Consider the following 25,558-nt stretch of genomic DNA (forward strand, 5'->3'; position numbering starts at 1 on the left):
GGGGATGAAGCCGTGAAGCCAATGCTAATCCGGAATCTGAAGCGAGACCGGACTTACTTCCTGCTGCTCGCCCCCGTGTTGCTGTACTACGTGCTGTTCAAGTATGTCCCCATGTTCGGGATCATCGTATCCTTCAAGGACTACAATCTGTTCGCAGGCGTATGGAAAAGCGACTGGGTCGGGCTGAAATATTACAAGATGTTTTTCCAGAACCCCGACGCTTACGACATCATCAAAAATACGTTCGTACTCGGCATTTATAAAGTGGTATTCGGGTTCCCCGCGCCGATCATTCTGGCGCTGCTGCTCAACGAGCTGCGGTGGAAGGCTTACAAGCGCTTCGTTCAGACCGTCAGCTACCTCCCGCACTTTTTGTCCGCCGTCGTCGCCTCGGGCATCATCATCATGCTGCTGTCGCCGAGCACGGGCTGGATCAACCATGTCATCCAAAGCTTCGGCTTCGAGCCGATCAACTTCTTGCAGCAAGCGTCCTGGTTCAGGACGGTCTATATCAGCTCGGAAATCTGGCAGGAGATCGGCTGGGGCTCGATCATCTACCTGGCCGCGCTCACCGCGATCGATCCGCAGCTGTACGAGGCGGCGCGCATCGACGGCGCGAACCGGTGGAAGCAGACGCTCCACGTGACGCTGCCCGGCATCGCGCCGGCGATCGTCATCCTGTTTATATTGCAGATCGGCAAAATCCTCGAGTTCGGGTTCGATAAGGTGTACCTGCTCTCCAATCCGGCCACGTACGGAACGTCCGACATCATCGCGACTTATGTCTACCGCATGGGGATCATTCAAGGCAACTTCAGCTATGCGACGGCGATCGACCTGTTCATGGGGCTCATCGGCCTGGTCTTCGTCTACTCCGCCAACCAGGTGAGCCGCAGACTCGGAGAGACCAGTCTATGGTAAGGAGCGACTCTCATGACTAAACGCATCGGCGTCTTCGATATCGTCAACGTCCTCATTTTGGCCTTCGTCGCGGCAGTGGCATTGTTTCCGTTTATCCACATGGCGTCCGTATCTCTCAGCTCGGCGCATTACGTCGTCCGCAACGAGGTATCGTTTTGGCCGCGGGGATTGCAGTTCGACGTCTATGGCGAGGTGCTGCGGGACAATCGGCTGCTGGTCGGTTACAAAAATACGATTATTTACGTGGTGCTCGGCACCGTGCTGTCGCTTTTTTTCACGTCATTGGGCGCTTACTCGCTCTCGAAGCGGACGCTGACGTTCGGCAAGCCAATCATGCTGTTCATCGTGTTCACGATGCTGTTCAGCGGCGGGATGATCCCGACGTACCTGGTCGTGCGCAGTTACCACCTGATGGATACCGTTTGGGCGATGGTGCTGCCCGGCCTCGTCTCGACCTGGAATCTGATCGTCATGCGCACCTTTTTCCAAGGGATACCGGCGGAGATCGAGGAGTCCGGCAAGATCGATGGTCTATCCGATATGCGCACGCTCTTCAGCATCGTGCTTCCGCTGTCCAAGCCGGTGCTGATGACGATCGGGCTGTTCTACGCCGTCGGCATTTGGAACAATTTCTTCTATGCGCTCCTTTATTTGCGGGAAGAGAGCCTGTACCCGCTGCAGCTCGTCATCCGCAATATCGTCATGGTCGGCCAGATCGGCGACGCGATCACGAGCGCGGCCAGCGACCAGCAGGGCATCGTGCTCGAATCGCTCAAGTACGCGTTTATCCTCGTCGGCACGCTCCCGATTCTCGTCGTCTATCCGTTCATCCAGCGTCACTTCGTGAACGGCGTGCTGATCGGCTCGGTAAAGGGCTGACGGCGCGAAGCGCTCTTCGGCTGCATATAAAGTCAAATTAATCCCAGTAATCCGTCACTTCATCCCATATTCAAGCGAATCTTCCATATGGTAAGGTGTACAAAGATAGATTTACGGTTCATGAAGCGGGGAGGGTGCTCGTTGGTCGGCTATGCGGTCGTGCTCGGCGCGGTATTCATCTGGGGCGTCTCTTACATCGTCATGAAGGAAGCGACGACGGACTACCCGCATTTGCTTTTTCAGTTCTGGCGTTATGCGGCGGTGTCGCTCATTTATCTCGCCTGGTCTTACCGCTCGCTCAGGTCGATTCCGGCGAAGGTATGGAGGGACGGGCTGTTGCGGCTCGGCCTCGCGAACTTCACACTGGGCATCTTCTCGATCTTCGCCGTGCAGTATACGACGCCGACGCGGGTCGTCGTCATCAACAGCTTCATCATCGCGGTCGTCCCCTTGCTGCGCTGGATTCACGACAAGGCGCGACCCGAGCGGCACGAAAAATGGGCGATCGGCATCGCGCTCGTCGCCATCGCGCTGCTGATCGATCCGCGGGACGGCGGCTTGAAGCCGGGGGACGGGCTCGCGCTGCTCGGCATGATCGGCTATGCCTACTCGATCGTACTGACGAACCGGCTCCTGCTTCGGGACCGGGTCTCCGTCGTGCAAGTTTCCATGCTCGGGATCGTAGGCTGCACCTTATACTTTAGCGTTGCAGGCATCGTCTATGCCTCCCTGCGTCCGGAGGGCTTCGGGCTCAAGCTTCTGGTTTCGCAGCCGGGCACGCTGACGGGCATTCTTTTTATGATTTTGTTCGTTTCGCTCGCCGCCAATCTGCTGCAGGTGTTCGGCCAGCGCAAGCTCCCCCCGGTGACGGTATCGATCCTCTTCTGCCTGGAGCCCGCCGTGACGGCGGCGCTCGATTACGTCCTGCTCGGCAATCCGCCGTCGCTTCGCATGGCGCTGTGCGGGACGCTGCTGATCGCGGCGACGCTTGTCGTCGCGCTGCGGGGCCTGACGGGACTCCCGCGCAAGCGGCGCCCTGAGGCGGGGGATCGCGCAAGGTCCGCGAGTGGCGATCGACGCGGGGAGAGTCCGCCTCTGTGAATCGGCGACCGGAATACATAGACGAGGGGAAGGAAAGCAGCATGCAGATTCGCGATGGAGATTACTTGACCGCTTGCGCCGCGTTAGCGGACACGGGGGCTTACCTCACCCCGGACACGCAAACGGACTGCGCGTACGACGCCGTAACCCGATTGCTGGCCGAAGCGCGCGTCCCTGCGCCGGCAGAGCTCGCCTACCGGTCGGCGACCTTTGAAGAGCAATGGCCGCCATCGCTCGCCGCACGCGTACGAGCCGAATTCGGGGACCTCGCGACGGAAGATCCGGAGGCGTACGCGATCGTGACGGAGGAGGACAGGATCGCCGTGTACGCCGCCTCTGCACGAGGCCTGCTGTACGGCGCGGCGACGCTGGTTCGGATGGCGGAGGACGGCTTCGTCCGGCACGGTCTTATTTACAATCGGCCCGCTTGTCCGGTTCGCGGCGTAAAGCTGTATTTGCCGACCCGCGACGGCATCGCCTATTTTAAACGATTCGTCGACTTGCTGTGCCGCTTCCAGTTCAACACGGTCATGCTGGAAGTGGGCGGAGCGATGGCCTACGAGCGTCACCCGGAGATCAACGAGGGCTGGGTTCGTTACTGCGCGGAGATGCGCGAATACAGCGGCAAGACGATACGCATCCAGGAGCAGACCTTCCCTTGGTACAAAAACTCGATGCACGTCGAGAACGGCGGCGGAGGCTTCCTGACGCAAGACGAGGTGCGGGAGCTCGTGCTGTATTGCAAGGCCCGCTTCATGGACGTCATCCCGGAAGTGCCTTCCCTCAGCCACTGCGATTACTTGCTGATCAACCATCCCGAGCTCGCCGAGCGGAAAAACGATCCGTATCCGGATACGTATTGCCCGTCCGACGAACGTTCGTACGCGCTGCTGTTCGACGTGCTCGACGAGGTCCTGGACGTATTCGAGCCGAAGACGGTGCATGTCGGTCACGACGAGTACTACAGCATCGGCCTTTGCGAACGCTGCAAGGGCAAAGCGGCCGAGAAGTTGTATGCGGACGACCTCGCGCGCATTCATGGCTATTTGGGCGAAAAAGGCGTGCGGACGATGATCTGGTGCGAGAAGCTGATCGACGCGAAGGACGGAAGCGGCAAGCCTTGGGGCGGCGCGGAGCGTCCGATGGTCAGCCACGAGACCGGCGAGCCGTTCGGCGAGACGATTCCGCCCACGCACGAGGCGATCGATCTGGTGCCGCGGGATGTCCGTATGCTCCATTGGTACTGGCAGATCGACGCGTCGTACGACAGGCTGTTCCTGGATCGCGGCATGCCGCTCGTCTACGGCAATTTTGACGGCCCTTCTTTCTTGAATTGGAAAGAACGGCTCGGCGCCGGCGCGCAAGGCGGCATCATCTCGAATTGGAGCGAGACCGCGGAAGGCAACCTGCAGCGCAACGGGATTCTCTTCTCGATGGCCTATTCGGCCTTTATGTTCTGGCGGGCGGATTACGAAGAGGGCGCATACGCGGCGATCGCGGACGCTTCGTTCGAGGCGTTGTACCGCGACAAGTATCGGTCGCTCAAGAGACGCGCTGCGGCGGCCGGGGCCGACTCGGGCACCGCTTACCTTGAGATCGTGCACGCGACGGACGACTTTTGGCCGTACCGCCGCTTTTTCGACGGTATCTTCCTGGACGAAAACGAGTACCGGATCGGCGCGTACACGCTTGCGTACGACGACGGCAGCGAAGCGGAGGTTCCGATCTGCTACGGCACGAATATATCCGGCTTCGAACGCAGCTGGGAACGCGCAGTGCCGGACGACGAACCGCTGATGAAAGACGCCTATAAGGTCGACGATTCCTTGCTGGAAGCCGCGTATACGACACGTCCGACGCAAACGCCTTCTGGCACCTATTACCGCTGGCTTCTCGAAAATCCGTTCCCGCGCAAAAACGTTGCGCGCGTTCGGCTGACCGTGGACGACCCGGCCGCCGCCAACATTTTCGTCAAGGAAATCCGGCCCGTGCCGATGTCTTCCGCCTGGACGGCCGGACGAACGGCACGCCGGCCGCTGGTACGAATATTAGGCGAAGGCGGCATCGTCTGACGCGAGCGCATTCTCCTTCGCCTTCCGGCGGAGTAAGAATGCGCGTTTTTGCGGTTTATGCCGTTCAGCCCAGCGCGTCCAGCATCGCCTCGCCCAGAACACGATCGAACGGTCCCCAGCCGGTATCTTCGTTTCCGAACGCGTGATTGACCATATTGCCTTTGAGCTCCGTAACGAAGTATTTGCCGAACCGATGCAGGTTGTCGAAATATTCGAATCCGCCGACGAACGCTACGCCGTATTCGGAAGCCAGCCTTCGGTACAAGGCGTAATACCGGCGGATATTACGCTTCGCGCCGTGCTTCGTGAAAAGCGGATTGACGCCGTTCGCCATGACGATCATGCAGGCCGCGCCGTATTCGAGAACACGCTCCACGATCGCCCGGACCGTCCGTTCGATATGCGCCTCGGCATGGCCGGAGCACGCATCGTTGATCATATATTCGAGGACGACGAGATCAGGGGCGACGGCAAGCACCTCTTTTTCCAGCCGATGAATGCCCATGACCGATTGCTCTCCGCCGACCGCGACGTTCGAGCTGAACAGCCTCGCGTCCGGGTAACGCGCACGGAGGCCCTCCATGACCTGATAGGGCCACAATCCCGAGCGTGTCGCGCTCTCGCCGAAAAAGGCGATGCGGAGCGGACGTCCTTCCGCTATCGCCCGCCTGAAATCCGCGAGATGTCCGGTCTGTTCGAGGGGGATCGTCGATGCCGGCGTGGTCCCGGCAAGCACCGGCCTGCAGTCCAGAATCATTTCGGGAATCGCTTCGATTACGAAGCGCAGAGGCGCGTCCACATCGCCTCGGGAAGGCAGCGGAAATGCCAGGCCGAGTCCCCAGTCGACTTCAAAACCGTAAGCCGTCTCCATGACAAGCGGCAGTTCCTCGTCCCACTCGAACGTACGGGCCGTCGTCCAGCGCAGCGATTCCCGCGTAAGCGTCAGTCCGGTGCCGTAATCTTCGCCCGAGGCGCCCATCCTAATCAGAGGGCTGCCGCCGGGGTTGGGCTCGATCTCGATATAATACGTCCGTCTGACTATATCTTCGTAACGGCCGCGCAGCGTGACGGGCGGGGAAGACGTGGACATGCTCGAGACCGCGCTCTCTCCGCCGTACACGCAGGATTGTCCCCAACCGGTAAAAATATGGGCAAGGACGAAGCCGTCCTTCACGCGCGGAGGCTCCGGCAGCAGAAGCTCTCGCGAATCCGGCGCATCGACATCCCCTTCGACGACGGTCAAGGAACCGTCTTCCCGGAGCGCGATCGCATCGTATCGGCAGAGCCATACGGCATAATCGAGCGAGAGCGTCTCGCCTTCCGCGATCCGTCCGCCGGACATTCGCTTCACCGTGCCCCAGTGATAGTCGTACGCATAGTCTGCATCGGGCGCATATTTCGTCCCGCGGTCGCTCGAATACACCGCCAGCGTACCCGGCACCATCCGCTGGTAGGGGACGCCGCCGCTGCCGCGAATATCTTCGCCGTTCCACCAGGAAGGCGAGGCAGTGCCGACGCCGCGAATCGTATAGACCTGGTCAAGGTATTGCCTTTGGCCCGCCGGCCGGATAGGCAGCTTCGTCTCGGCGGGGACCTCCACGACGCGGTCCGCGATCGTAAGAAAGCCGGGTTGAACGATAACCGCCATCGAGGCGGGAGCGGTAGAGACGACGGAAAGGCCGGATACCTGCGCGTTCAAGGGGGGGAGTCACTCCTTCGAGCTCTGTTTGGTTTGCCCCTATTGTAGAACGCGTTCTCCCGAACCTGAATAGATAATCGTACAACCGCGTATTGATTTTTGTGCGGCTTTAAAACTCGGGAAAATTTCGCCGCTTTTATAGGTATTGTCGCGCAAACTGATAGCGTTTATATAAGACGATTTCGAAGCTCGTCATGGCGAAGACGGACGATGAGTTCAATTCCGTCTACGACGCTTTCGTCAAGCAAATCAACCAAGTCGGCGCGGGGAAAGCAGAGAAGGTCTTGTACCAGCGTCATCTCGCGGATCTGCAGAAAAAAGGGCTAAAGTAAGAAGGTAGCCCGCTACTTTCCCCCGCGGATGAACTTGTTGATCAAAGCGTAAAAGGGGCTCGAATCCAGGTCCGCGAATCCGTTCAGGTCGCCGATCAGATCGGCAAAAAGGAAAGGCAGCAGACCGATCGCGAGCGCGGCGACGATCATCCCGACCGTTAAGCTCCGAAGCATGCGGCTCCATGCGATCATGAAGTTCATCTCCTCCAATCTAAATTCTAAATACGACGAAGAAGCGATCGCCCCGGATGAGAGGCGATCGCTTCTTCTTTTTACACGACGATCTCCCGCTTCTTGAAGAACGTCTTCAGCGCGTTGTACACCTCGGACTTCTCGCGGATAACGTAGTAGAGGAATTGCTGATGATCCAGGTGTTTGTAAGCCGACATCAGCGTGCTCGAGCGATTGTATTGGTTGACTTCGCCGTAGCCGAAAATGTTGGCGCGTCCGAGCAGCTCCTTGATCAGACGCACGCAGCGCTCATTGTCGCTCGTCAGGTTGTCGCCGTCGGAGAAGTGGAACGGGTAAATGTTGTAGCTCGACGACGGATAACGGTTGTCGAGAATCTCGAGCGCCTTGATGTAGGCGGACGAGCAGATCGTGCCGCCGCTCTCCCCGCGCGTGAAGAACTCCTCCTCCGTCACTTCCTTCGCCTCGGTATGGTGCGCGATGAAGACGATTTCCACCTTCTCGTACTGCCGCCGCAGGAAGCGGGTCATCCAGAAGAAAAAGGAGCGCGCGCAGTATTTTTCGAAGGAACCCATCGATCCGGATGTATCCATCATCGCGATGATGACGGCGTTGTTCTGCGGCTTCACGATCTCCTCCCACGTCTTGAAGCGCAGATCGTCCGGCGAGATGCCGGCGATCTCGGCCCGGCCGTCGCGGGAATTGCGCCGCAGGTTCTCGAGGATCGTCCGCTTCTTGTCGATGTTGGACATGATGCCCTTGCGCCGCACGTCCGTGAACCGGATCTCGGTCGACTCGATGATCTCCTTGTCCTTGCGCTTCAGGTAGGGCAGCTCGAGCTCCTCGAACAGCATATTCTCGAGCTCCGCGATCGAGATTTCGGCCTCGACGACGTCCTCGCCGGGCTCGCTGCCCGCGCCTTCCCCTTTGCCCCCTTTCGCAGCCGGATCGGTCCCGAGCACGTCGCCAACCTGGCTGTCGCCGTCTCCCTGGCCGACATGCTTCTTCTTATTGTGATTGTAAACGATATGGTATTCGTCCATGCTGCGGATCGGGATCTTAATGATCTGCTTGCCGTTCGACATGACGATATTTTCCTCGGACAGCAGGTCGGGCAGATTTTGCTTGAGCGCCTCGCGGACTTTTTTCTGGTGACGCGACTGATCCTGGTAGCCCTTGCGGTGGAGAGACCAATCCTCTCTCGACAAGATGAACGATGGCTTGTTCACGATTTTTCGCACCCCTTTTCGGCCTTGTGCTCCGGTATGCATTTAATATATTCGGCTTCGACCGTTCGATGTGTGCGAATTGGAGCGGATGCTGCCGCACCTGTTTGATTTTCCGATTCTGGAGCGCATACAATGGGGTAAGGGGATGAAAAAGAAGGTTTTGCATCATCATGAAAATGGTGACAAATGAAAAGGAGCGATGAGACGGGTGAAGGATACGATCGATAAAATGATCTCGCTGGGATTGGGCGTCGTCGTCGCAAGCAAGGAACAGATCGAGAAGACGGTTGACGAGCTTGTGCGAAAGGGAGAAGTCGGGCGCGAGGAGTCCAAGGGGCTGGTCGACGAGCTGATGCGAAAGGGCGCGGAGGCGCGGAGCAAGATCGAGGATATGGCGCAGGAGAAGGCGAGCGCCTTCCGCGGCGACGGCCGGTTCGTCACCCGCGAGGAATTCGCGGCGCTCCAGCTGCGGATCGAGGCGCTCGAGGAAAAGCTGCGTCAGATCGAGATACGTCCGGCAGAGATGTGAGCGCGGTGCTGTCATGAATGCGGGAAAAAGGATACGGCAGCTCCGGCGATACCGGACGATCGCGACGGCGCTGGCGCGCAACGGGTTCGGGTATGTGTCCGACGAGCTTGGGCTGGTCGACAAGCTTGCGTTTTTCCGCGTTGCCGAACGCAAGGACATCCGGACGAAGAGCATCGGCGAGCGAATCCGTCTCATGCTGGAGGAGCTCGGACCGACGTTCGTGAAGCTCGGCCAGTTGGCGAGCACGCGTCCGGATTTGATACCGGCTCCGATCCTGAAGGAGCTCGAGCTGCTCCAGGACCAGGTGCCGCCGTTTGCCTTCGCCGAAGCGTCGCGCATTATCGAGCGCGAGCTGGGCGCTCCCGTGATCGACTTGTTCGACCGCTTCGAAGAGACGCCGATTGCGGCTGCCTCCATCGGACAAGTCTACCGGGCGACGCTTATAGGCGGGACCGATGTCGCGGTGAAGGTGCAGCGGCCGGGCATCTCCGCTCAAATGGAGACGGACCTGGAGATTCTGGCGGATCTGACGCGGCTGGCCGAGCATCGTCTCGAATGGGCGCGGCAGTATCGGCTGCGCGACATGGTCGAAGAGTTGGCGAAGGCGCTGCGAACCGAGCTCGATTACGGCGCGGAAGCGCGCAACGGCGAGCGGTTCGCCAGAATGAGCGTGAATTGGGCGCATATCGAGGTGCCGAACGTGCATTGGGACTATTGCTCGCGGCGCGTGCTGACGACGGATTACATAGAAGGCATCAAGCTATCCGATCGTATGCAGCTCGACGCTGCGGGGCTCCCCCGCCGTCTTCTCGCCGAGCGATATGCTTCGACCTTGTTCGAACAGACGCTTGTCGAGGGCTTTTTTCACGGCGATCCGCATCCCGGCAACGTGCTTGCGCTCCCGGACGGGCGGCTCGCCCTGCTGGACTTCGGCATGGTCGGGCGCCTGACGCCGGCAGCCAAGCGCAACTTCGCCGCTTTCGTGATCGCGCTTCGCAATCAGAGCACCAAAGGCGTGCTGCGCGCGATCGGCAATATGGGCGCGGTTCCGGAGGATGTGGACGAGGAACGGCTTTTTGCCGACATCGACGAGATGCGGGAAAAGTACTATAAGGTTCCCTTCGACCAGATCTCGATGGGGGAAGCGGTGCAGGATCTGTTCGCCGTCGCGTTCCGCCACCGGATCCAGGTGCCTGCGGAGCTCACGCTGCTCGGCAAGACGATGCTGACGATGGAAGGCGTCGTGTCGTCGCTCGACCCGGACTTCAGCGTCTTCGACGTGGCCGAGCCGTTCGGCAAAAAGCTGCTGCGCGAGCAGCTGAGCCCTGCGCGTATCGCGAGGGCCTGGATCGAGGAAGCGCCGGAGTTCGCCGAGCTGATCCGCGACGTGCCTGCCGGACTTCGGCAATGGTCCAAGCTGGTGCACAAGGGCCGCATTCGGGCGGAGATCGAGATCGCCCAGGTCGACAAGATGACCAAGAAGCTGAACCGGATCAGCAACCGGCTGTCGTTCAGCATCGTATTGCTTGCCCTCAGCATCATTATGGCCGGGCTCATCATCGGCGCCGCGCTCGGGCATGCGGAGACGTCGATTTGGCGATTTCCGATCATCGAGACGGGCTTCGTGATCGCCGCGCTCATGTTCGGCTGGCTCATCTACGCTATTATTCGTTCCGGCAGATTTTAGCCTCTACCCGCAGCACAGCCTCGGGGACGTTCCTGCGCTTTTGCAGGATGCCCCCGAGGCTGTCTCGCGTTAAAAGCCGCATGAGATGCTGTCGGAGCCGGCTCTCGCGGTTATTTGACCGCGCCGGCCGTGATGCCGCTCGCGATCTTGCGCTGGAACAAAATGTAGACGACGAGCACCGGTATAATCGTGATCAGCAGCGCGGCGAACAGCGGGCCCCATTCGGTGCGGTACTGCATCTCGGCCTGCAGGACGCCGATCTCGACCGGCAGCGTGTATTGCTTCGGATCGTTGATCAGCACCGTGCCCACGACATATTCGTTCCAGATGTTCAGGACGTTGATGATGGCGACGGTGACGAGCCCGGGCTGCGAAAGGGGAAGCATGATCCTGAAGAACGTTCCATAATACGAGGCCCCGTCGATGACCGCCGACTCCTCGAGCTCCTTGGGCAGCGACTTGAAAAATCCGACGAGGACGAACACGCCGAAGGCGAGCACGCTCGAGGCGTACACGAGGATGAGGCCGAACCAGGTGTTGATCAGGTGGAGCGAATTCAGCAGGAAAAACAGCGGAATGAGCGCCAGCACGAACGGCACCATCATCGAAGCGATGTAGAACAGGTAGAGAAGGCCGCTGCCCTTGAAGGAATAGCGGGCGAGGACGTAAGCCGTCGAGGCCGAGAGCAGAAGCCCGAGCGCGGTCGATCCGGCGGTGATGACGAGCGAATTGACGAAGTAAGCATCGAAATTGTATTTATCCCATACATACGAGAAGTTGGACCAGAGCAGCGGCAGCTTCGGCAGCGCCCAAGGCGCATTGGCCAGAAACTGGGCGTTGTTTTTCAAGGCGTCCAGCAGCGTCCATGCGAGCGGGTACAGCACCGCGAGGCTCCATACGAGCAGGATCGCGTAAAATATCGTTTTGGCGGCCGGATTGCGAAGTCCCAGTTTCATCGTCGTATCCCCCTAACTCATCTCGATCGTTTCCCGGTGCAGCAGCCGCTGTAAGGCGACGGTGGTGATCAGCGACGTGACCAGGATGAGCACGCCGATCGCGGCGCCGAAGCCGAAGTGGTATTGGCGGAACGCCATTTGGTACAAATACGAGCCCATGACCTGCGTCGTATTGTCCGGGCCGCCCTCGGTCATGATCCAGACGATGACGAAGGAGCCGTTCAGCGTCGTCATCATGATGTTGATAATGGACACCTTCATTTGTTCCCATACGAGCGGCAGCGTGATATGGCAAAATTGGTGCCATTGGTTGGCGCCCTCCAGCTCGGCGGCCTCGTACAGAGAATCCGGCACGTTCTGGATCGCCGCGATGAGCAAGATCATGTAGAAGCCGATTCCCGCCCAGACCGACGGCGGCAGCAGCATCCAGATCGTATGCGACGTGAAGCCGAGCCAGGTGATCGCGACGGGCTCCTTCGTGAAGAGGGAGAGGAAGGCGTTCAGGAAGCCGATCTGCGGATTGTATATGAAGTTCCAGAGGACGCCGATGACGACCACGGAGATGACGTTCGGGATAAAGTAGATCGAGCGGAAAAAGCCGGACATTCGGAAGCCGAATCGGGTGAGCGCTACCGCGAAAAACGTCGCGAGCAGCATGATGCCGACGATCTTGCCGACCACGAGGAAGTAATCGTTGCCGAGCGCCTGCCAGACGATCGGGTCGCGCAGCATGTCCTTAAAATTTTGCAGGCCGATGAAGTCCATATGATCCGACATGCCGGACCAGTCGAAGAGCGAATAGTATAAGGCTTTGATGACCGGATAGATGGTAAATACGCAGAAAAACGCAAGCGTCGGAATCGTAAAGCTGGCGATGAACAAGCCGCGCTGCCATTTGGCGGTACCGGATGTCTTCAAGTGGGCCCCCGTCCTTTCCTATCCATGAGCCGAAGGAGACCCGGCTGCCGGGCCTCCTCGAGCCTAATGCATGGATGTTTTTTTATTTGCTGACCTTGGCGGCGGCGTCGGTCACGCGCTTTACCCATTCGTCCGGCGTGATTTTGCCGATCGAGAGCGCGTCGGTCGCGTCCCACATGACTTTCTCGACGTCTGCGTTAAACGTGATCATCGGGATGACGACCGTGTTCGGGTCGGTCAGGAACTTGGCCGCGTCCTTGACGAAGTTCGGCGCGTTAGAGCTTGAGATATCGCCCTTGATGTTGGATGGCGCGCCGCTCAGCTCTGCCCACTGCGAAGCTTGCGCCTCGGAGAAGATGAAGGACAGGAACGCCTTGGCCGCTTCCTTGTTTTTCGCCTTGCTCGCGATGGCGACCGAAGCGGTGGACGTGTTGGCGACGACTTTGCCGCCGGCCTTCTGCGTGACCGAAGGGATGAAGCCGAAGTCGAAGCCGGAAGGAATGTCCTTGCTCATCTCGTTCGGCAGCCAGAGGCCGTTCGGAATGAATGCGTCCTTGTGCTGCAGGAACGACATTTGCGAATCCGTATGATTGATTTGAATGGACGCTTTGTCGATGAAGCCCTTGTCGCGCAGCTCCACGATCTTGTTCAAGCCGGCCATGACGGCCGGACTCTTGAACGCGTCGACCTTCGAATCCGCCATGTCTTGCAAAATTTTATAGTCGTCGTTGTTCGCCGAGACGATCGCGGGGAAGAGGAAGGCGTCCTGGATGTAATACGGGTATTTGCCGGTATGGATGAACGGCGTGACGCCCGCCGCCTTGATCGTTTCCGCGGCCGCGATGAACGAATCGTAGTCGGTCGGCTCGGTCCAGCCCTTTTCCTTGAACAGCGCCTTATCCCAGAAGATTCCCCATGAGTTCAGGACGAGCGGGATGTTGTAGATCTTGCCGTCATACTGCTGCGGCTGCTGCGCGAGAATGTCCTTGATCAGGGTGCCGTCCACGTTTTTTGCCGTCTTGTACCATTCGGTCAGGTCTTCGACCTGGCCGTCTTCGACCATCTGGCGGTCGTTCAGTCCCGCGCCGTCGATGTAGACGAAGTCCGGCGGATTGCCGCCGATCCAGCGCGGCTTGTTCTGCTCGTTGATCTTGGGGCCGCCGCTTTCGATGACGTTCAGGTCGGGATTGGCCGCCTTGAAGTCGGCGATGACCTTTTTCCACCACTTGTCGCCGTAGCCGCCGACGAAGTATTGGATCTCGAAGTCGCCGGTCAGCTTCGTTGCCGCGGCTTCGCCGCTAGCGCCGGCGGAAGCGCTAGGAGCGGCCGATGCGCTTGCCGAAGCTGTCGCCGCGGCGGAGGAAGCGCTCCCCGCGCCGTTATCCTTGTCGTTCGAGCCGCAGCCCGCCAGCGGCAGCACCGCCATTGCGGCGGCCAGGCCGACGGCCGCCATCTTTTTGTTCAATACCAATACCATGCAGCAAAACCCTCCCCGGATATGGATGATACGGTCGCTTAACTTGGCGCCTGCAATCATCATACCGGGGAGGGCGTCGGGGCTCTATCGAATATATTACGGGAAATCTAGAGGATCTTATGATTGTATTACTGGGCGGCGTAGGCGGCGCTGCGGGTGATCGCGAACGATTGCAGCTGGTCCAGCGCTGCTTTGGGCGAGAGGTGGTCGTACAGCACCGCGTCTCCCATTTTGCGCGTCTTGTCCAGGACGGCTTGCCAGGCGGGCTCCTGGATCGGGTAGAACTTGGCCGCCGCCAGGGCGGCGATATCTCGCTTCATCGAAGGATCGTCGGCCGACAGCGTATCGCCGACCGTCGACGTCACCGGGATGAAGCCTTCGCGCACGACCATGTCCCCGTAGTTCGCGTCGTCGTAGAGGAAGTCGAGGAACTTGGACAGGGCGACCGGGTCCGTATGGTCCGTCTTGAACGAGACGAGCACGTCCTGCACGCCGAACGAGACGGGCGCCTGCCCGTCCTTCACCGGAATCGGTCCCGATCCCCATTCAAAGCCCGGAAATTCGCGCGGCACGACGGACGAGAAGTAATTGCCCGAGATCATCATGCCGAGCTTGCCGTCGCCCATGATGCGCTGCTTTTCGTCCCGCGTCGTCACGGTCGGCTCCTCGTCGGTCAGCCCTTCGTCGTACAGCCGCTTGAGGAAGGACAGCGCCTCCACGTTGGCCGGCGAGTTGACGGCCCAACGCCCGTCCTTGATCCAGTCGCCCCCCGCTCCGAAAAAAAAGTAGGAAAGATAAGCTTGCACCTCGTCGTCCGTCAGGTCGACGCCGAAGCCGCGAGCGTCACCGGCGGAGACGAGCTTGCGCGCGCTCGCTTCGAGCTCGGACCAGGTGGCCGGCGGCTGCCCGATGCCTGCGGCGGCGAACAGCTTCTTGTTGTAGTACAGATTGCGGACAGATGCAACGTAGGGGATCGCGTATTGTTTGTCGTCGAGTCGGTCCATGGCGGCCAGATTCGGATAAAACTTGGACAGCAGCCGGGGCGAGGCGATCTCGCTTAGATCGTTCAGGATGCCGGCCTTGGAAAAATGCGCGTAGACGTTCGTGTTGAGCAAGTCGGGCGGCTGGTTGCGGCTGATCATCGCGGTGTAGATGCCGTCCAGCACGTTCCAATTGGCGACCTGCAGCTCGACGATGATGTCCGGATTTTTGAGCTCGAATTCGTGGACGAGCTTCTCGAGGTTCGCCTTCGTCTCCGTGCTGTACTCCGCGGCGACGAACCGGATGAGCGATTGCTTGGGCTCCGCAGGCGCGGCAGGCGCAGGCTGCCGCTTGGCGCAGGCGCCGAGCGGGAGCGCGAGGCAAGCGGCGGCGACCAATCCCGCGGCTGCCGCGCGATAGAGGCTTGGCATATGGAGGCCTCCTTTGAGGTGGATGAGATGATTCCGTCGACTAGCTGCCGTCGCCGTCGAACGGGAAAAGCAGCTTCTGATTTTCCGGCGCATACATGTTGGACTTGGTCACTACGACCGAATCCGTGTACGAGACCCGGCTTGCGCCTCGCGGTTCCGCGCGCTTCAGCGCCGCCTTCACGCCCAAGTACCCCATGTTGAACGGCTTCTGCACGATCAGCGCGCTCATGACGCCGTCCTCGAGCAGCCGGATCTCGTAGACCGAGCTGTCGAAGCCGATCAGCTTGATTCGTTGGTCCCCGGCTTCTATGATCGCGCGGGCCGCGCCGAGGGCCGCCGTCTCGTTCAGCGCGACGACGACGCTCGGAGGCTCCGGCATGGCGAGCACGGCTTTCATGATCTCGTAAGCCTTGTCCTCCGAATCCTCGCAGTAATAAATCTCCGTCACGCCGCCTGGATACCCGTTAACCGCTTCCCTGACGCCCGCCTCGCGCTCGCCGGATACGCGAGAGCGCTCGAAGTCGCTCACGATCGCGACGTTCGGCCGTCCGTCCGTCAGATCGGCGGCGGTCTGGCCGGCTTGTCTGCCGGCTTCGCGGTGATCGTTCAGGACGGACACCGGCGCCGTCCCCGACTGAAGCGGCATGTCGATGACGACGACCCGGATGCCCGCCTTGCGGATCGCTTGCACCGCCTCGGAGACGCGCGGATCGTCGACGGGGGCGACGACGACGGAGGAGCGGCGGGCGGCCAGCGCATCCTGGAGAAGTCGGACCTGCGTATCCGCATCCGTCTCCTCCAGCGGGCCCTGGATATCGATCGTCGCGCCCGATTCCTTGGCGGCCGCCGCGGCGCCCGCGCTGACGGCCTGCCAGAAGTTCGAGCGCACGCTGCTCGACTTGAGCACGACGGAGACGGAGCGGTCGCCGCCCTCGGCGAAATAGTAGATCTTGATATACAAGCCTGCGCAGAGCGCGGCCGCAGCCAGCAGCAAGGTCAATGCCCAGGCGTATTTATGATTGCGCATCGCTAGTTTTCCACCTTCGGTATTTTGATCGTGACGCGCGTTCCTTCGTACGGCTCGCTCTTGATGAAGATGCCGTACGCCGGACCGAAGAACAGGCGGATGCGTTCGTGCGCGTTGCCGACGCCGATCCCTTTGGCGAAACCGGCCTCGACCGGCGCGGGATTCCAGATTTTCTCGATCGTCTCGGCGGTCATCCCGACGCCGTCGTCTTCCACCTCGAAGACGATCGCGCCGTCCTGCTCCCTGCCGCTGATAACGATCGTTCCTTTCTCCGGCAGGCTGCGGATTCCGTGGTAGATGGCGTTCTCCACGAAAGGCTGGAGCAGAATCTTGAGTGTCTTGTACTTTAGAATGCCTTCCTCGAATTCGATCCGGTATTCGAGCTGGTTCGCGTAGCGCATCTTCTGGATCAGCATGTAGCTGCGGATATGCTCCTGCTCCACGCTGATCGTCACGAGCTCCTGGTCTTTGGCGATGCTCGCGCGGAACAGGCGGGCGAGCGCGGACGTCATGAGCACGACCTGTTCGTGCTGCTTCTGCTCGGCCATCCAGACGATCGAATCCAGCGTGTTGTACAGGAAGTGCGGATTGATCTGCGACTGCAGCAGGGCGAGCTCGCTCTTGCGCTTGTTTTCCTGCGTGGAGATGGCCTCGGACATGAGGTTTTTGATCTGGCCGACCATCATGTTGAAGGTCCGGCTGAGCTGTCCGATCTCGTCCATCTGCCGTACCGGTGCCTTAACCTCGAAATTGCCTTTTTCCACGAGCCGCATGTTCCGCTGCAGGTTGCGGATCGGCCTTGACAGCCGGTGGGAGAGCGCCACCGAGAGCAGGAGCGCGACCGCGATGCCGATCAGGGAGATGAGCAGCGAATTGCGAAGCGTCTCCTTGTATCCGATCAGGTCGCCCGCATAAGCGACGCCGACGATCTTCCAGCCGAAGTTCGTGTCCTGCACCGAGTAGAAGCGCTTGCCGTCCTCGTCGTCTACCGCGAAGGAGGTGCCGCTGGGTGCCCGGAGCACGTCCGCGATGCGCTCCGTCCGAAGTGAGCTGTAGATGAGCTGCTGCTGAGGATGATAGACGATATCGCCCTCGCGGTCGACGATGAACACGTAACCTTTTTTACCGATGTCGATTCGTCTCAGCAGGTCGCTAACCACGCTCAGGTTCAGGTCGACGAGGAAAATGCCGTCCGCGGTGATTCCGTCCGTATTTTTCAGCTCGCGCGAGAGCGATACGACCCAGCGGTATTCATCCTTGATGATGTTTTGCACATGCGGCGCGGAGATGACGGACTTGCCTCCGGCCTGGCGGGCGCCGATATACCAGGACTGCTCCTTGGGCGGCGCGTTCGGGTTCAGCGTCGTGATGCGGCGGTCGCTCACGTACCGTCCGTTGTAGCCGAACACCATGATGGAGGCGATATCCTTGCGGGTGTACAAAATGGACTGGAACAAATCCGAGATGCGCTTTTCGTACGGCCGTCGCTCTTCGTCGGTAATAAAGCTGTTGCTGGAAATGTAGTATTTGACGTCCTTGTTCGTCAATGCGAGCAGGGAAATGTTCTCCATGTTGTCGACGTAGGATTGAATGTTCGTGTTGACCTGCTTGATGACCTCCTCAATGTAGTTCTCGGAGTTGTGCCGGACGGCGCCGGCGGACAAGCGGTAGCTGAAGAAGGTCGTCGCGGCGATCGTCAGCAGGATGAGGCTGGAGAAGGCGACGGCGATGCTGGCCTGAATGCTCTTGAGCGGGAAAATCGGCAGAAAAGGCCTGAATTTTCGCAGCATGTCAGCGGCGCTCCTCCCGGTCCGCGAGATCGCGGTAGTCCCGAGGCGACATGCCGGCATGCTTTTTGAACAGCAGGCTGAAGTAATTCGGATCGGCGTACCCGACCTGGCCGGCGATCTCGTAAAACTTGAGCGGCGTCGATCGAAGCAGCGTTTTGGCCTTGTCCATCCGCACCCGGGTCAAATAGTTCGACGAACGTCTCGCCTGTGTGCTGCTTGAACATTTGGCTGAAGTAGCTCGTACTCATCAGGACATGCCTGCAAATCTCCTGCAGGGTCAGCTGGTCGCTTGCGTAATTGGTTTCGATATAGGCCGTTGCCTTGCCGATCTGCTCGCGAATGAACCGGTTGCGGCTGCTCGCCGCGGCCTCTACCATGGCGGCGACGATCTCTTTGAGCCAGCGTTCGATCTCGTCGAGCGTCTTGAATTTATAGACGTCGGTGATCCAGAGCGGGAGCGCCTCCGAGCCGCTGCGAATTCCCATTTCCTGCATGACGTCGGTCAACGTCAGGACGAGCTTCTGCATATGAAGAAAACAGGCTTCGATCGGCAGCCGCGACATTTTAAGCTCGCGTACGCTGTCTTCGATATGCGCGTAAGCTTCGGCGGATGAGCCCGTCCGCACGGCAGCGGCAAGACGGCGGCACCCGTCGTCCGGCGAAGGCGCGGCGGGCGGCTCGCCCTCCAGGTCGGCGATGCCCAGCACGCGGTTTTTGCCCATCAGGAAGCGGTAGTCCAGCGCCGACAGCGCCCCGCGGTACGACTGCGGCAACTGCTCCGCCGAAGCACAAGGCCTGCCGATGCCGACGGTAAGCGTGAAGCCGAGGAACCGGTCCACATGATGCCTTACCTCCTCGGCGATGCCGAACGCCTGCTCGTAGAGCGCACTCTCGTCCTCGTGGCCGAACAGGATTGCGACCATGCGCTCCTCCCGCGTGCGGAACAGCAGGACGTCTTCGCGGCCTTGCACCGTTTCCTCGAAAATATTGTAAGCGGCGAAGCGAAGAAACTCCGCGTCGTGCGCGTCGCTGAAGTGGGTCTCTCGATCGCCGAAGTCGTCGATGTCCGCGGCCAGCGCCAGATACGGCGGAGAAGCGGCAGGAATGCCAAAGTAGGCGAATCGCTCCTCGATCTCAGGCCGGGAAAGGCCGAGCGCGACGAGACGCTCCAGAAAACGTTCCTTGAGCAGCGGCAGACTCTGATGCAGCTGGCTGTGCAGGCGGGTGAGATCCTCGCGGCGCTGCGTCTCCTGGTCCATTTCCGCGCGGACCTTGTCCAGGAGCGCCCGGATTTCCGCCGCCGTGACGGGCTTCAGGATGAAGTCGGACACCTTCAGCCGGATCGCCTGCTGCGCGTATTCGAACTGATCGTAGCCGGTCAGGATCAGCACTTTGATATAAGGATAGTTGGCGGCGATCAGGCCGGTCAGCTCGAGTCCGTCCATAAAGGGCATGCTGATGTCGGAGATGACGAGATCGGGCCTCGCGTCTTCGATCGCATCCCACGCTTCTCGGCCGTTGGCGTAGTCGCCGACGAGCGCGAAGCCGTGCTTTTGCCAATCGATCGTGTTTTTCAAGCCGTCGCGGACGACGGCCTCGTCGTCGACGAGGATGACTTTGTACATGGCGCGTTCGCCCCCTCTCTTGGATCCTCGTTCTCATCATAATCGAAGCGCTGCCGGACGAGGGGGTAAAAATATACGATGAGGGGTAAATAATCGCCGTTCGAAGGCGCGGCCGCGGCGCTGTGGCGCAAAATGCCGCCGCCGTGTTATCATTTGGGTAGTAGCGCGAGCGCGGCGAAGCACGCCCCCGGACGACGGTCCTCTGTCAGCCGGGGGTTCGTTTTGCGCATCGACAATTGCCACGCAGGAGGAGAGCGCCGTTGAAGACACTGGTCATCGCGGAGAAGCCGGACATGGGCCGCAATATCGCCGCCGTCATCGAGCCGAAGGCACAGAACAGACGCTCCTACCTTGAAGGAGAACAATACATCATCACGTGGGCCATCGGCCACCTGATCGGTCTCGCCGAGCCGGATCTGTACGACGACAAGTACAAAAAGTGGCGGCTCGGCGATCTGCCGATCATTCCCGAGCGGTTCAAGCTGCTGCCCAACCCGCGTACCAAGGACCAGCTGGAGACGATCCGCGAGGTGGCCAAGCGTTGCGACCGGCTGGTCAACGCATGCGACGCCGGACGGGAGGGCCAGCATATATTTTCGCTGATCCAGCGGCATCTCGGGCTCTCACAGCCGGTCAAGCGGCTGTGGATCTCGGACCTGACGGCCGAGACCATACGCAAGGGGTTCGCCGAGCTTAAGGAAGGCGCCGAATACGAGAATCTGACGCGCGCGGCCAGAGCCCGTAGCGAAGCGGACTGGCTCATCGGCATGAACGGCTCGCGCGCTTTCACGACCCGGCACAACGAGCTGCTGTCCGTCGGCCGGGTGCAGACGCCCGTCCTCGCGCTGATCTACGACCGGCAGGTGCAGATCGAGTCGTTCGACTCGCTCAAGTTCTATGAGGTGTCGGCGCAGTTCGTCCAGGGCGATACCGAATATCGCGGGCTATGGCAGGGGGAGCGGATCTCGGACGGCGACAAGGCGAAATCGATTGCGGACAAGGTGCGGGGCAAAGAGGGGAAAATCGCGAGCTACGAGGTGAAGGATACCAAGGAGTATCCCTGGCGGTTGTACGATCTGACGCTGTTGCAGCGGGAAGCGAACGGCAAGCTCGGCTTTTCGGCCAAGAAGACGCTGGACGTCGCGCAAGCGCTGTACGAGAAGCACAAGGTCATCACCTACCCCCGCACCAACTCCAACTATGTGAACAACGAGAATATACCGGAGATGCACAAGGCGCTGGACGCGCTGCGGGGGACGGACTACGAGGCGATCGCGGCCGGCGGCAACAAGCGGCTCGTCCATACGGGCAACAAGGGCGTTTGCAATCCGGCCAAGGTTGAGGATCACCACGCGATCATGCCGACCGCCAAGAAGGTGGGGGCGTTGTCGCCGGACGAGCGCAAGCTGTACGACATGATCGTGCGCCGGTTCGTCTCGCACTTTTACCCGCCGGCGGAGTTCAAGATGCACACGGTGCTCACCGAGGTCGCGGGCGAGACGTTCAAGACGACGGTCAAGCAGCTGATCGCCAAAGGCTGGAAGGTCGTCTATGAGGATGCGGGGAGCGGCGGAGCATCGTCCGGCGGAGGCGCGAAGAAGGGCAAGGCGGATGCGCCTTCGACCGGCAAGGACGACGATGCGGAGTCCGAGCGCGGCGAAGAGGTGGAGACGAGCGGGGAGTTCTCGCTGCTGGCGGAGCTGCCGGTACAGTGCGCCGAGGCGGAGGCCAAGGAGAAGGAGACGCAGCCGCCCAAGCCTTACACCGAGGGGACGCTGCTGAAGGCGATGGAGAGCGCGGGCAAGCAGATCGAGGACGAGGAGCTGCGCGACGCGATGAAGGATTCGGGCCTTGGCACGCCTGCGACGCGAGCGGCGACGATCGAGCGGCTCAAGCAGGTCGGCTACGTGGACATGCAGGGCAAGCGCATCGTCATCACGCCAAAGGGGCGGTCGGCGATCCAATTGATCCGGGGAGCTGGCGTCGAGCTGCTCGCCTCGCCGGAGATGACGGGGCAGTGGGAGCGGCGGCTTGCCGAGATCTCGCGCGGACAAGCCTCGGCCGATGTATTCATGGCGAATGTGCAGAAGTTCACGCGGCTCATCGTCGACAAGGTCCGCGTGCAGCCGCCGGCGACGAAGGCGGCGTTCGCGAGGCCTGAGCCGGCCGCGGGCCGCGGGCGCGGGAAGGGCAAGACTGCCGGCGACGGCGGGGCGGCGGGAGGCTCGCGCGGGCGCGGGAGAAGTAATGAGGCCGGCGATGCCGAGGCGGCGGGAGGCGCGGGCGGCCGCGGGCGGGGCAAAGCCCAGGCCGATGGCAGCGCGAGCGCGGGCGATGCGCCGTCGCGCAGCCGGGCAAAGGGCACCGGCGCCAAGAGCGCCGAAGGGCGCTCGAGCGGGACGGCTGCCGGCCGCTCGCCCGGCGCCACGGGCGCTGCGACCGCGGCAGGCGCCAGGTCGCGCGGGGCGGCAGCCGGATCAAGGGCGGCGACCGCATTGGCGACATCTGCTGCGCCAGCGGCTGCAGGACCGTCTGCACCGCCGGCATCGGCCGGATCAAGGGCTCCGTCTGCGCCTGCCGGATCGACGAGCCTGCCAGCGTCCGCCGGAGCGTCGGCTTCACCGGCAGCCCGCCCAGCCGTCATCGCCAAGTGCCCACGCCCGGGATGCGGCGGTTCGATCTTTATGGGCCGCAAAGGCTACGGCTGCAGCGAGTACAAGTCCGGTTGCGGCTTCGTCGTCTGGCGGGACAGCTTCGGATTGACGCTGGACGAACGGCTCGCCGCCGAACTTATTCGTACGGGCCGGACGTCCAAGCTGAGCCTGCGGGACGAAGCCGGCTCGATGCGCGAAGCGCGAATCGTGCTGGCCGATCCGTCCACGGGCAGGCTGGCGATCGAGGACTAAAGTACGGATTTGCCCAAGCGAGATACAAGGAAAACCGTGTAACTCGCGTCATTTAGCGCCATGCAAGCCGAGATACGCGGAAAAACCGTGTAACTCGCACCATCAAGCGCCGTGCACGCCGAAATACACGGAAAAACCGTGTAACTCGCGTCATGCAGCGCCATGCACGCCGAAATACACGGAAAAATCGTGTAACTCGCACCATCAAGCGCCGTGCAAGCCGAGATACGCGGAAAAACCGTGTATCTCACGCCATACAGCGCCGTGCACGCCGAAATACACGGAAAAACCGTGTAACTCGCGTCATGCAGCGCCGTGCACGCCGGAATACAAGGGAAAACCGCCTATCCCCGGCGTCGCAGCGCGTTTTCGCACGAATATCGCGTTCATTCAAACTCAATCTAATGGAGGTAAAAAAGATGCTGCTCAAAAAATACATCGGCATCGGCGCGATCGTCGCCGGCTTGGCCGTGGCGTTTGGGGCGTTCGGCGCCCATTCGCTCAAAGAGACGCTGTCGGAGCATTACTTGGAAGTGTTCGAGACCGGCGTTCGCTACCAAATGTACCACGGCCTCGGACTTTTGCTCGTCGCGCTGCTGTCGGACCGACTGCCGTCGGCGACAAAGCTGATGCGCTGGTCCGCCAGGCTGCTGCTTATCGGCACCGTCTTGTTTTCGGGTAGTCTATACATTTTGTCCCTTAGCAGCACCGACTGGCTTGGCGCGATTACGCCGCTCGGAGGCGTCGCTTTTCTCGCCGGCTGGGCATGTGTGGCGATCGCGGCATTTAAAGGCGGCCGAGACGCTGCCTGAATCGCTTCAAAATCTCCTCTTTGTCAGTCAAGCGCTATTTGCCTCTATGGAATAATGCTGTACGATTGGAAAGTTTGCACTATAATGATACCTATAGCAAACTGCAAGCGGACGATCTTCCATAGAGAAAGAGGGGGCGTATCATGGATCATTGGAGCGCGCTTGCGCTCGCCTCGGCCGTCTTCGCTGCGCTGCTGCTCGGAACCGCCGCCTTCTTGCTCGTTTTGCTCCGGCGAGAGCGACAGCGATCGCGTAAGATCGCAAGTGCCGTCGATTCCGACTGGATCAACCTGCTGCGAGAGAGCCCGATCTCGCTCACGATCATCAATAGCGACGGCATCGTGGAGAATATTAGCAGTCAACTGCTCCCCATGCTAGGCACCTCCTCCGACCGCGTATTCGGCCTTCATTTCCGGGACATTGTTCATGCGGACTCGGCCGGTCAAGCCGCGTCTCTCTTCGCCCGCACGCTTAGCGGAGAGAAATGCGTCGCGGATGTGAAGCTGCTGCGCTCGGACGGTGCGGCCATCGAGGCGCACGTCGAGACGAGTCCCTACATGCGCGAAGGCGCCATCGCCGGCATCGTCGTATTTACCCAGGACCAGAGCGATCAAAAGCGCTCGATGGAACGAATCCGTTATATGGCCTATTACGACGATATGACGGGGTTGCCGAACCGACGGTTTTTCATGAACCGGCTGACGGAGCGGCTGCACGCCGCGGCCCAATCGGTGACCAGGGTCGCCGTCTGGTACATGGACATCGACCGCTTCAAGCTGGTCAATGCGTCATACGGTCGCGATTATGGCGATATGCTGCTGCTTCAGGTCGCAGAGAGGCTGACGCGCTGGTTCCCGGATTCGACCAATATCGCCCGGGTTGAAGGCGACGAGTTCGTCGGCATGTTCGACGATTTCGAGCGGGACGACCAGGCCATCGCGCGGATCGAAGGGGTGACGAAGCAATTCGAGGCGCCGTTCGAGCTTGGCGGCGTCACAGTTCATGTGACGGTCAGCGTAGGTCTGGCGACCTGCGGCTCCGAATATCCGGATGCGAACGTGCTCCTGAAACAGGCCGACACCGCCTTGCACCGGCTTAAGGAAAACGGGCGCAACGGCTGCCTGCTCTACGATCCGGCCTTCGAACATACGGCAATCAACAAGCTGACGCTACAGCACGAGCTGATGGAGGCGATGAGCCGCCGTCAATTCCTGCTGTACTATCAGCCTCAATACGATCTTCGAAGCGGAAGGCTTGTCGGCTTCGAAGCGCTGATCCGGTGGAGGCACCCCGAGCGGGGAATGGTACCGCCGTCTCATTTCATCCCCGCGGCCGAAGAGAGCGGACTGATCATGACGCTTGGAGACTGGGTGCTCTTCGAGGCATGCAGGCAGAATCGCGCCTGGCAGCGCGCGGGACTCCCTTCCTATCCGATCTCCGTCAACCTGTCGATCCGACAGTTCGCGCAGCCCAATCTGGTCGGGAGAATTGCCGAGATTCTGGACGAGACGGGACTGGCGGCTCCCTATCTGAAGCTGGAGATCACGGAGAGCATCGCCATGGACGTCGAGCGGGCGACCGCCATTCTGGAATCGCTCAGCGACCTGGGCGTCGGCATCAGCGTGGACGACTTCGGCACGGGCTACAGCTCCTTCAGCTACCTCAAGCGGCTGCCCATCGATTGTCTGAAGATCGACCGCTCGTTCGTAAGGGATATCCATCAGGATCCTAACGACAGGGCGATCGTTGCAGCGATTATTGCAATGGCGCATAATTTGCAGATCGGCGTCATCGCAGAGGGGGTAGAGACCGAGGAGCAGGTGCGATTTCTACAGCAGCATGCCTGCGACGAGATGCAAGGATATTACGGAAGCCCGCCGCTGCCTGCCGAAGAGGCGGGCACGATGCTGGGTAGAGATCACGGCTTGGCGATAGCCGGCTTAGACAACGACAACGCCGCGGCCCTTTGAGGGACTGCGGCGTTTGTTTTGTTATAT

At 60.5% G+C, this 25,558-nt stretch carries 20 protein-coding genes; 10 read left to right on the plus strand and 10 right to left on the minus strand.

What is annotated here, in order from left to right; genetic code table 11:
- Positions 1-21: 21 nt before the first annotated feature.
- The 4 genes from KB449_RS07260 (at position 22) to KB449_RS07275 (ending at position 4,973) form a co-directional block, all read left to right on the plus strand.
- Positions 22-921: an ABC transporter permease gene (locus tag KB449_RS07260; RefSeq protein WP_282912754.1), complete on the plus strand. Its 900-nt coding sequence runs from the start codon at positions 22-24 to the stop codon at positions 919-921.
- Positions 922-933: 12 nt separating this feature from the next.
- A complete protein-coding gene (locus tag KB449_RS07265; protein ID WP_282907744.1) occupies positions 934-1,800 on the plus strand; it encodes a carbohydrate ABC transporter permease in 867 nt (288 codons plus the stop codon).
- A gap of 141 nt (positions 1,801-1,941) precedes the next feature.
- Positions 1,942-2,901 (plus strand): DMT family transporter, encoded by a 960-nt coding sequence (locus KB449_RS07270; protein ID WP_282907745.1) that lies wholly within the window; start codon positions 1,942-1,944, stop codon positions 2,899-2,901.
- 41 nt (positions 2,902-2,942) lie between these two features.
- On the plus strand, positions 2,943-4,973 hold the full coding sequence (locus KB449_RS07275) for a family 20 glycosylhydrolase (protein WP_282907746.1): 2,031 nt from the start codon (positions 2,943-2,945) through the stop codon (positions 4,971-4,973).
- Positions 4,974-5,037: 64 nt separating this feature from the next.
- On the opposite strand, the gene KB449_RS07280 is transcribed toward KB449_RS07275, so the two are convergent.
- Positions 5,038-6,672 (minus strand): SGNH/GDSL hydrolase family protein, encoded by a 1,635-nt coding sequence (locus KB449_RS07280; protein WP_282907747.1) that lies wholly within the window; start codon positions 6,670-6,672, stop codon positions 5,038-5,040.
- 194 nt (positions 6,673-6,866) lie between these two features.
- On the opposite strand from KB449_RS07280, the gene KB449_RS07285 reads away from it, so the two are divergent.
- A complete protein-coding gene (locus KB449_RS07285; RefSeq protein ID WP_282907748.1) occupies positions 6,867-7,004 on the plus strand; it encodes a hypothetical protein in 138 nt (45 codons plus the stop codon).
- A 12-nt stretch (positions 7,005-7,016) separates the two neighbouring features.
- Here KB449_RS07285 and KB449_RS07290 read toward each other — a convergent pair whose 3' ends face one another.
- Both KB449_RS07290 and yhbH read right to left on the minus strand, forming a co-directional pair.
- The gene (locus KB449_RS07290; protein WP_282907749.1) at positions 7,017-7,196 is read right to left on the minus strand and encodes a hypothetical protein; all 180 of its coding nucleotides are present in this window, start codon (positions 7,194-7,196) and stop codon (positions 7,017-7,019) included.
- 80 nt (positions 7,197-7,276) lie between these two features.
- Entirely contained in the window at positions 7,277-8,422 is a 1,146-nt protein-coding gene (gene yhbH / locus KB449_RS07295) for a sporulation protein YhbH (protein WP_282907750.1), read from the minus strand.
- 208 nt (positions 8,423-8,630) lie between these two features.
- Here yhbH and KB449_RS07300 point away from each other — a divergent pair, with 208 nt between their 5' ends.
- Positions 8,631-8,951 carry a phasin family protein gene (locus tag KB449_RS07300; RefSeq protein WP_282907751.1) on the plus strand — a complete coding sequence of 107 codons (321 nt, stop codon included), beginning with the start codon at positions 8,631-8,633 and terminating at the stop codon, positions 8,949-8,951.
- A 13-nt stretch (positions 8,952-8,964) separates the two neighbouring features.
- Complete coding sequence (locus tag KB449_RS07305; protein ID WP_282907752.1) at positions 8,965-10,638, plus strand: ABC1 kinase family protein; 1,674 nt, start codon at positions 8,965-8,967, stop codon at positions 10,636-10,638.
- A gap of 110 nt (positions 10,639-10,748) precedes the next feature.
- Here the strand turns inward: KB449_RS07305 and KB449_RS07310 are convergent, their stop codons facing one another.
- From KB449_RS07310 to KB449_RS07345, 7 genes are all read right to left on the minus strand, one after another.
- Positions 10,749-11,594: a carbohydrate ABC transporter permease gene (locus KB449_RS07310; RefSeq protein ID WP_217594057.1), complete on the minus strand. Its 846-nt coding sequence runs from the start codon at positions 11,592-11,594 to the stop codon at positions 10,749-10,751.
- A 12-nt stretch (positions 11,595-11,606) separates the two neighbouring features.
- Positions 11,607-12,512: a carbohydrate ABC transporter permease gene (locus KB449_RS07315; protein ID WP_282907753.1), complete on the minus strand. Its 906-nt coding sequence runs from the start codon at positions 12,510-12,512 to the stop codon at positions 11,607-11,609.
- Between the two features lie 82 nt (positions 12,513-12,594).
- The gene (locus tag KB449_RS07320) at positions 12,595-13,989 is read right to left on the minus strand and encodes an ABC transporter substrate-binding protein (protein WP_282907754.1); all 1,395 of its coding nucleotides are present in this window, start codon (positions 13,987-13,989) and stop codon (positions 12,595-12,597) included.
- Positions 13,990-14,117: 128 nt separating this feature from the next.
- The gene (locus KB449_RS07325) at positions 14,118-15,401 is read right to left on the minus strand and encodes an extracellular solute-binding protein (protein ID WP_282907755.1); all 1,284 of its coding nucleotides are present in this window, start codon (positions 15,399-15,401) and stop codon (positions 14,118-14,120) included.
- Between the two features lie 40 nt (positions 15,402-15,441).
- Positions 15,442-16,428: a substrate-binding domain-containing protein gene (locus KB449_RS07330; protein WP_282907756.1), complete on the minus strand. Its 987-nt coding sequence runs from the start codon at positions 16,426-16,428 to the stop codon at positions 15,442-15,444.
- A 2-nt stretch (positions 16,429-16,430) separates the two neighbouring features.
- Positions 16,431-18,218 carry a sensor histidine kinase gene (locus KB449_RS07335; RefSeq protein ID WP_282907757.1) on the minus strand — a complete coding sequence of 596 codons (1,788 nt, stop codon included), beginning with the start codon at positions 18,216-18,218 and terminating at the stop codon, positions 16,431-16,433.
- The gene (locus tag KB449_RS07345) at positions 18,125-19,843 is read right to left on the minus strand and encodes a response regulator (protein WP_434082489.1); all 1,719 of its coding nucleotides are present in this window, start codon (positions 19,841-19,843) and stop codon (positions 18,125-18,127) included. Before KB449_RS07345 ends, KB449_RS07335 begins: the two co-directional genes overlap by 94 nt.
- A gap of 260 nt (positions 19,844-20,103) precedes the next feature.
- On the opposite strand from KB449_RS07345, the gene KB449_RS07350 reads away from it, so the two are divergent.
- The 3 genes from KB449_RS07350 to KB449_RS07360 all read left to right on the plus strand — a co-directional run bounded on the left by KB449_RS07350 (position 20,104) and on the right by KB449_RS07360 (position 25,531).
- Positions 20,104-22,749 carry a DNA topoisomerase 3 gene (locus KB449_RS07350; RefSeq protein ID WP_282907758.1) on the plus strand — a complete coding sequence of 882 codons (2,646 nt, stop codon included), beginning with the start codon at positions 20,104-20,106 and terminating at the stop codon, positions 22,747-22,749.
- 419 nt (positions 22,750-23,168) lie between these two features.
- Positions 23,169-23,561 (plus strand): DUF423 domain-containing protein, encoded by a 393-nt coding sequence (locus tag KB449_RS07355; protein ID WP_282907759.1) that lies wholly within the window; start codon positions 23,169-23,171, stop codon positions 23,559-23,561.
- A gap of 143 nt (positions 23,562-23,704) precedes the next feature.
- Complete coding sequence (locus tag KB449_RS07360) at positions 23,705-25,531, plus strand: putative bifunctional diguanylate cyclase/phosphodiesterase (protein WP_282907760.1); 1,827 nt, start codon at positions 23,705-23,707, stop codon at positions 25,529-25,531.
- The last annotated feature ends 27 nt before the right edge of the window (positions 25,532-25,558 follow it).

Origin of the sequence: Cohnella hashimotonis, from assembly GCF_030014955.1 — a bacterium.
Taxonomy (GTDB): domain Bacteria; phylum Bacillota; class Bacilli; order Paenibacillales; family Paenibacillaceae; genus Cohnella; species Cohnella hashimotonis.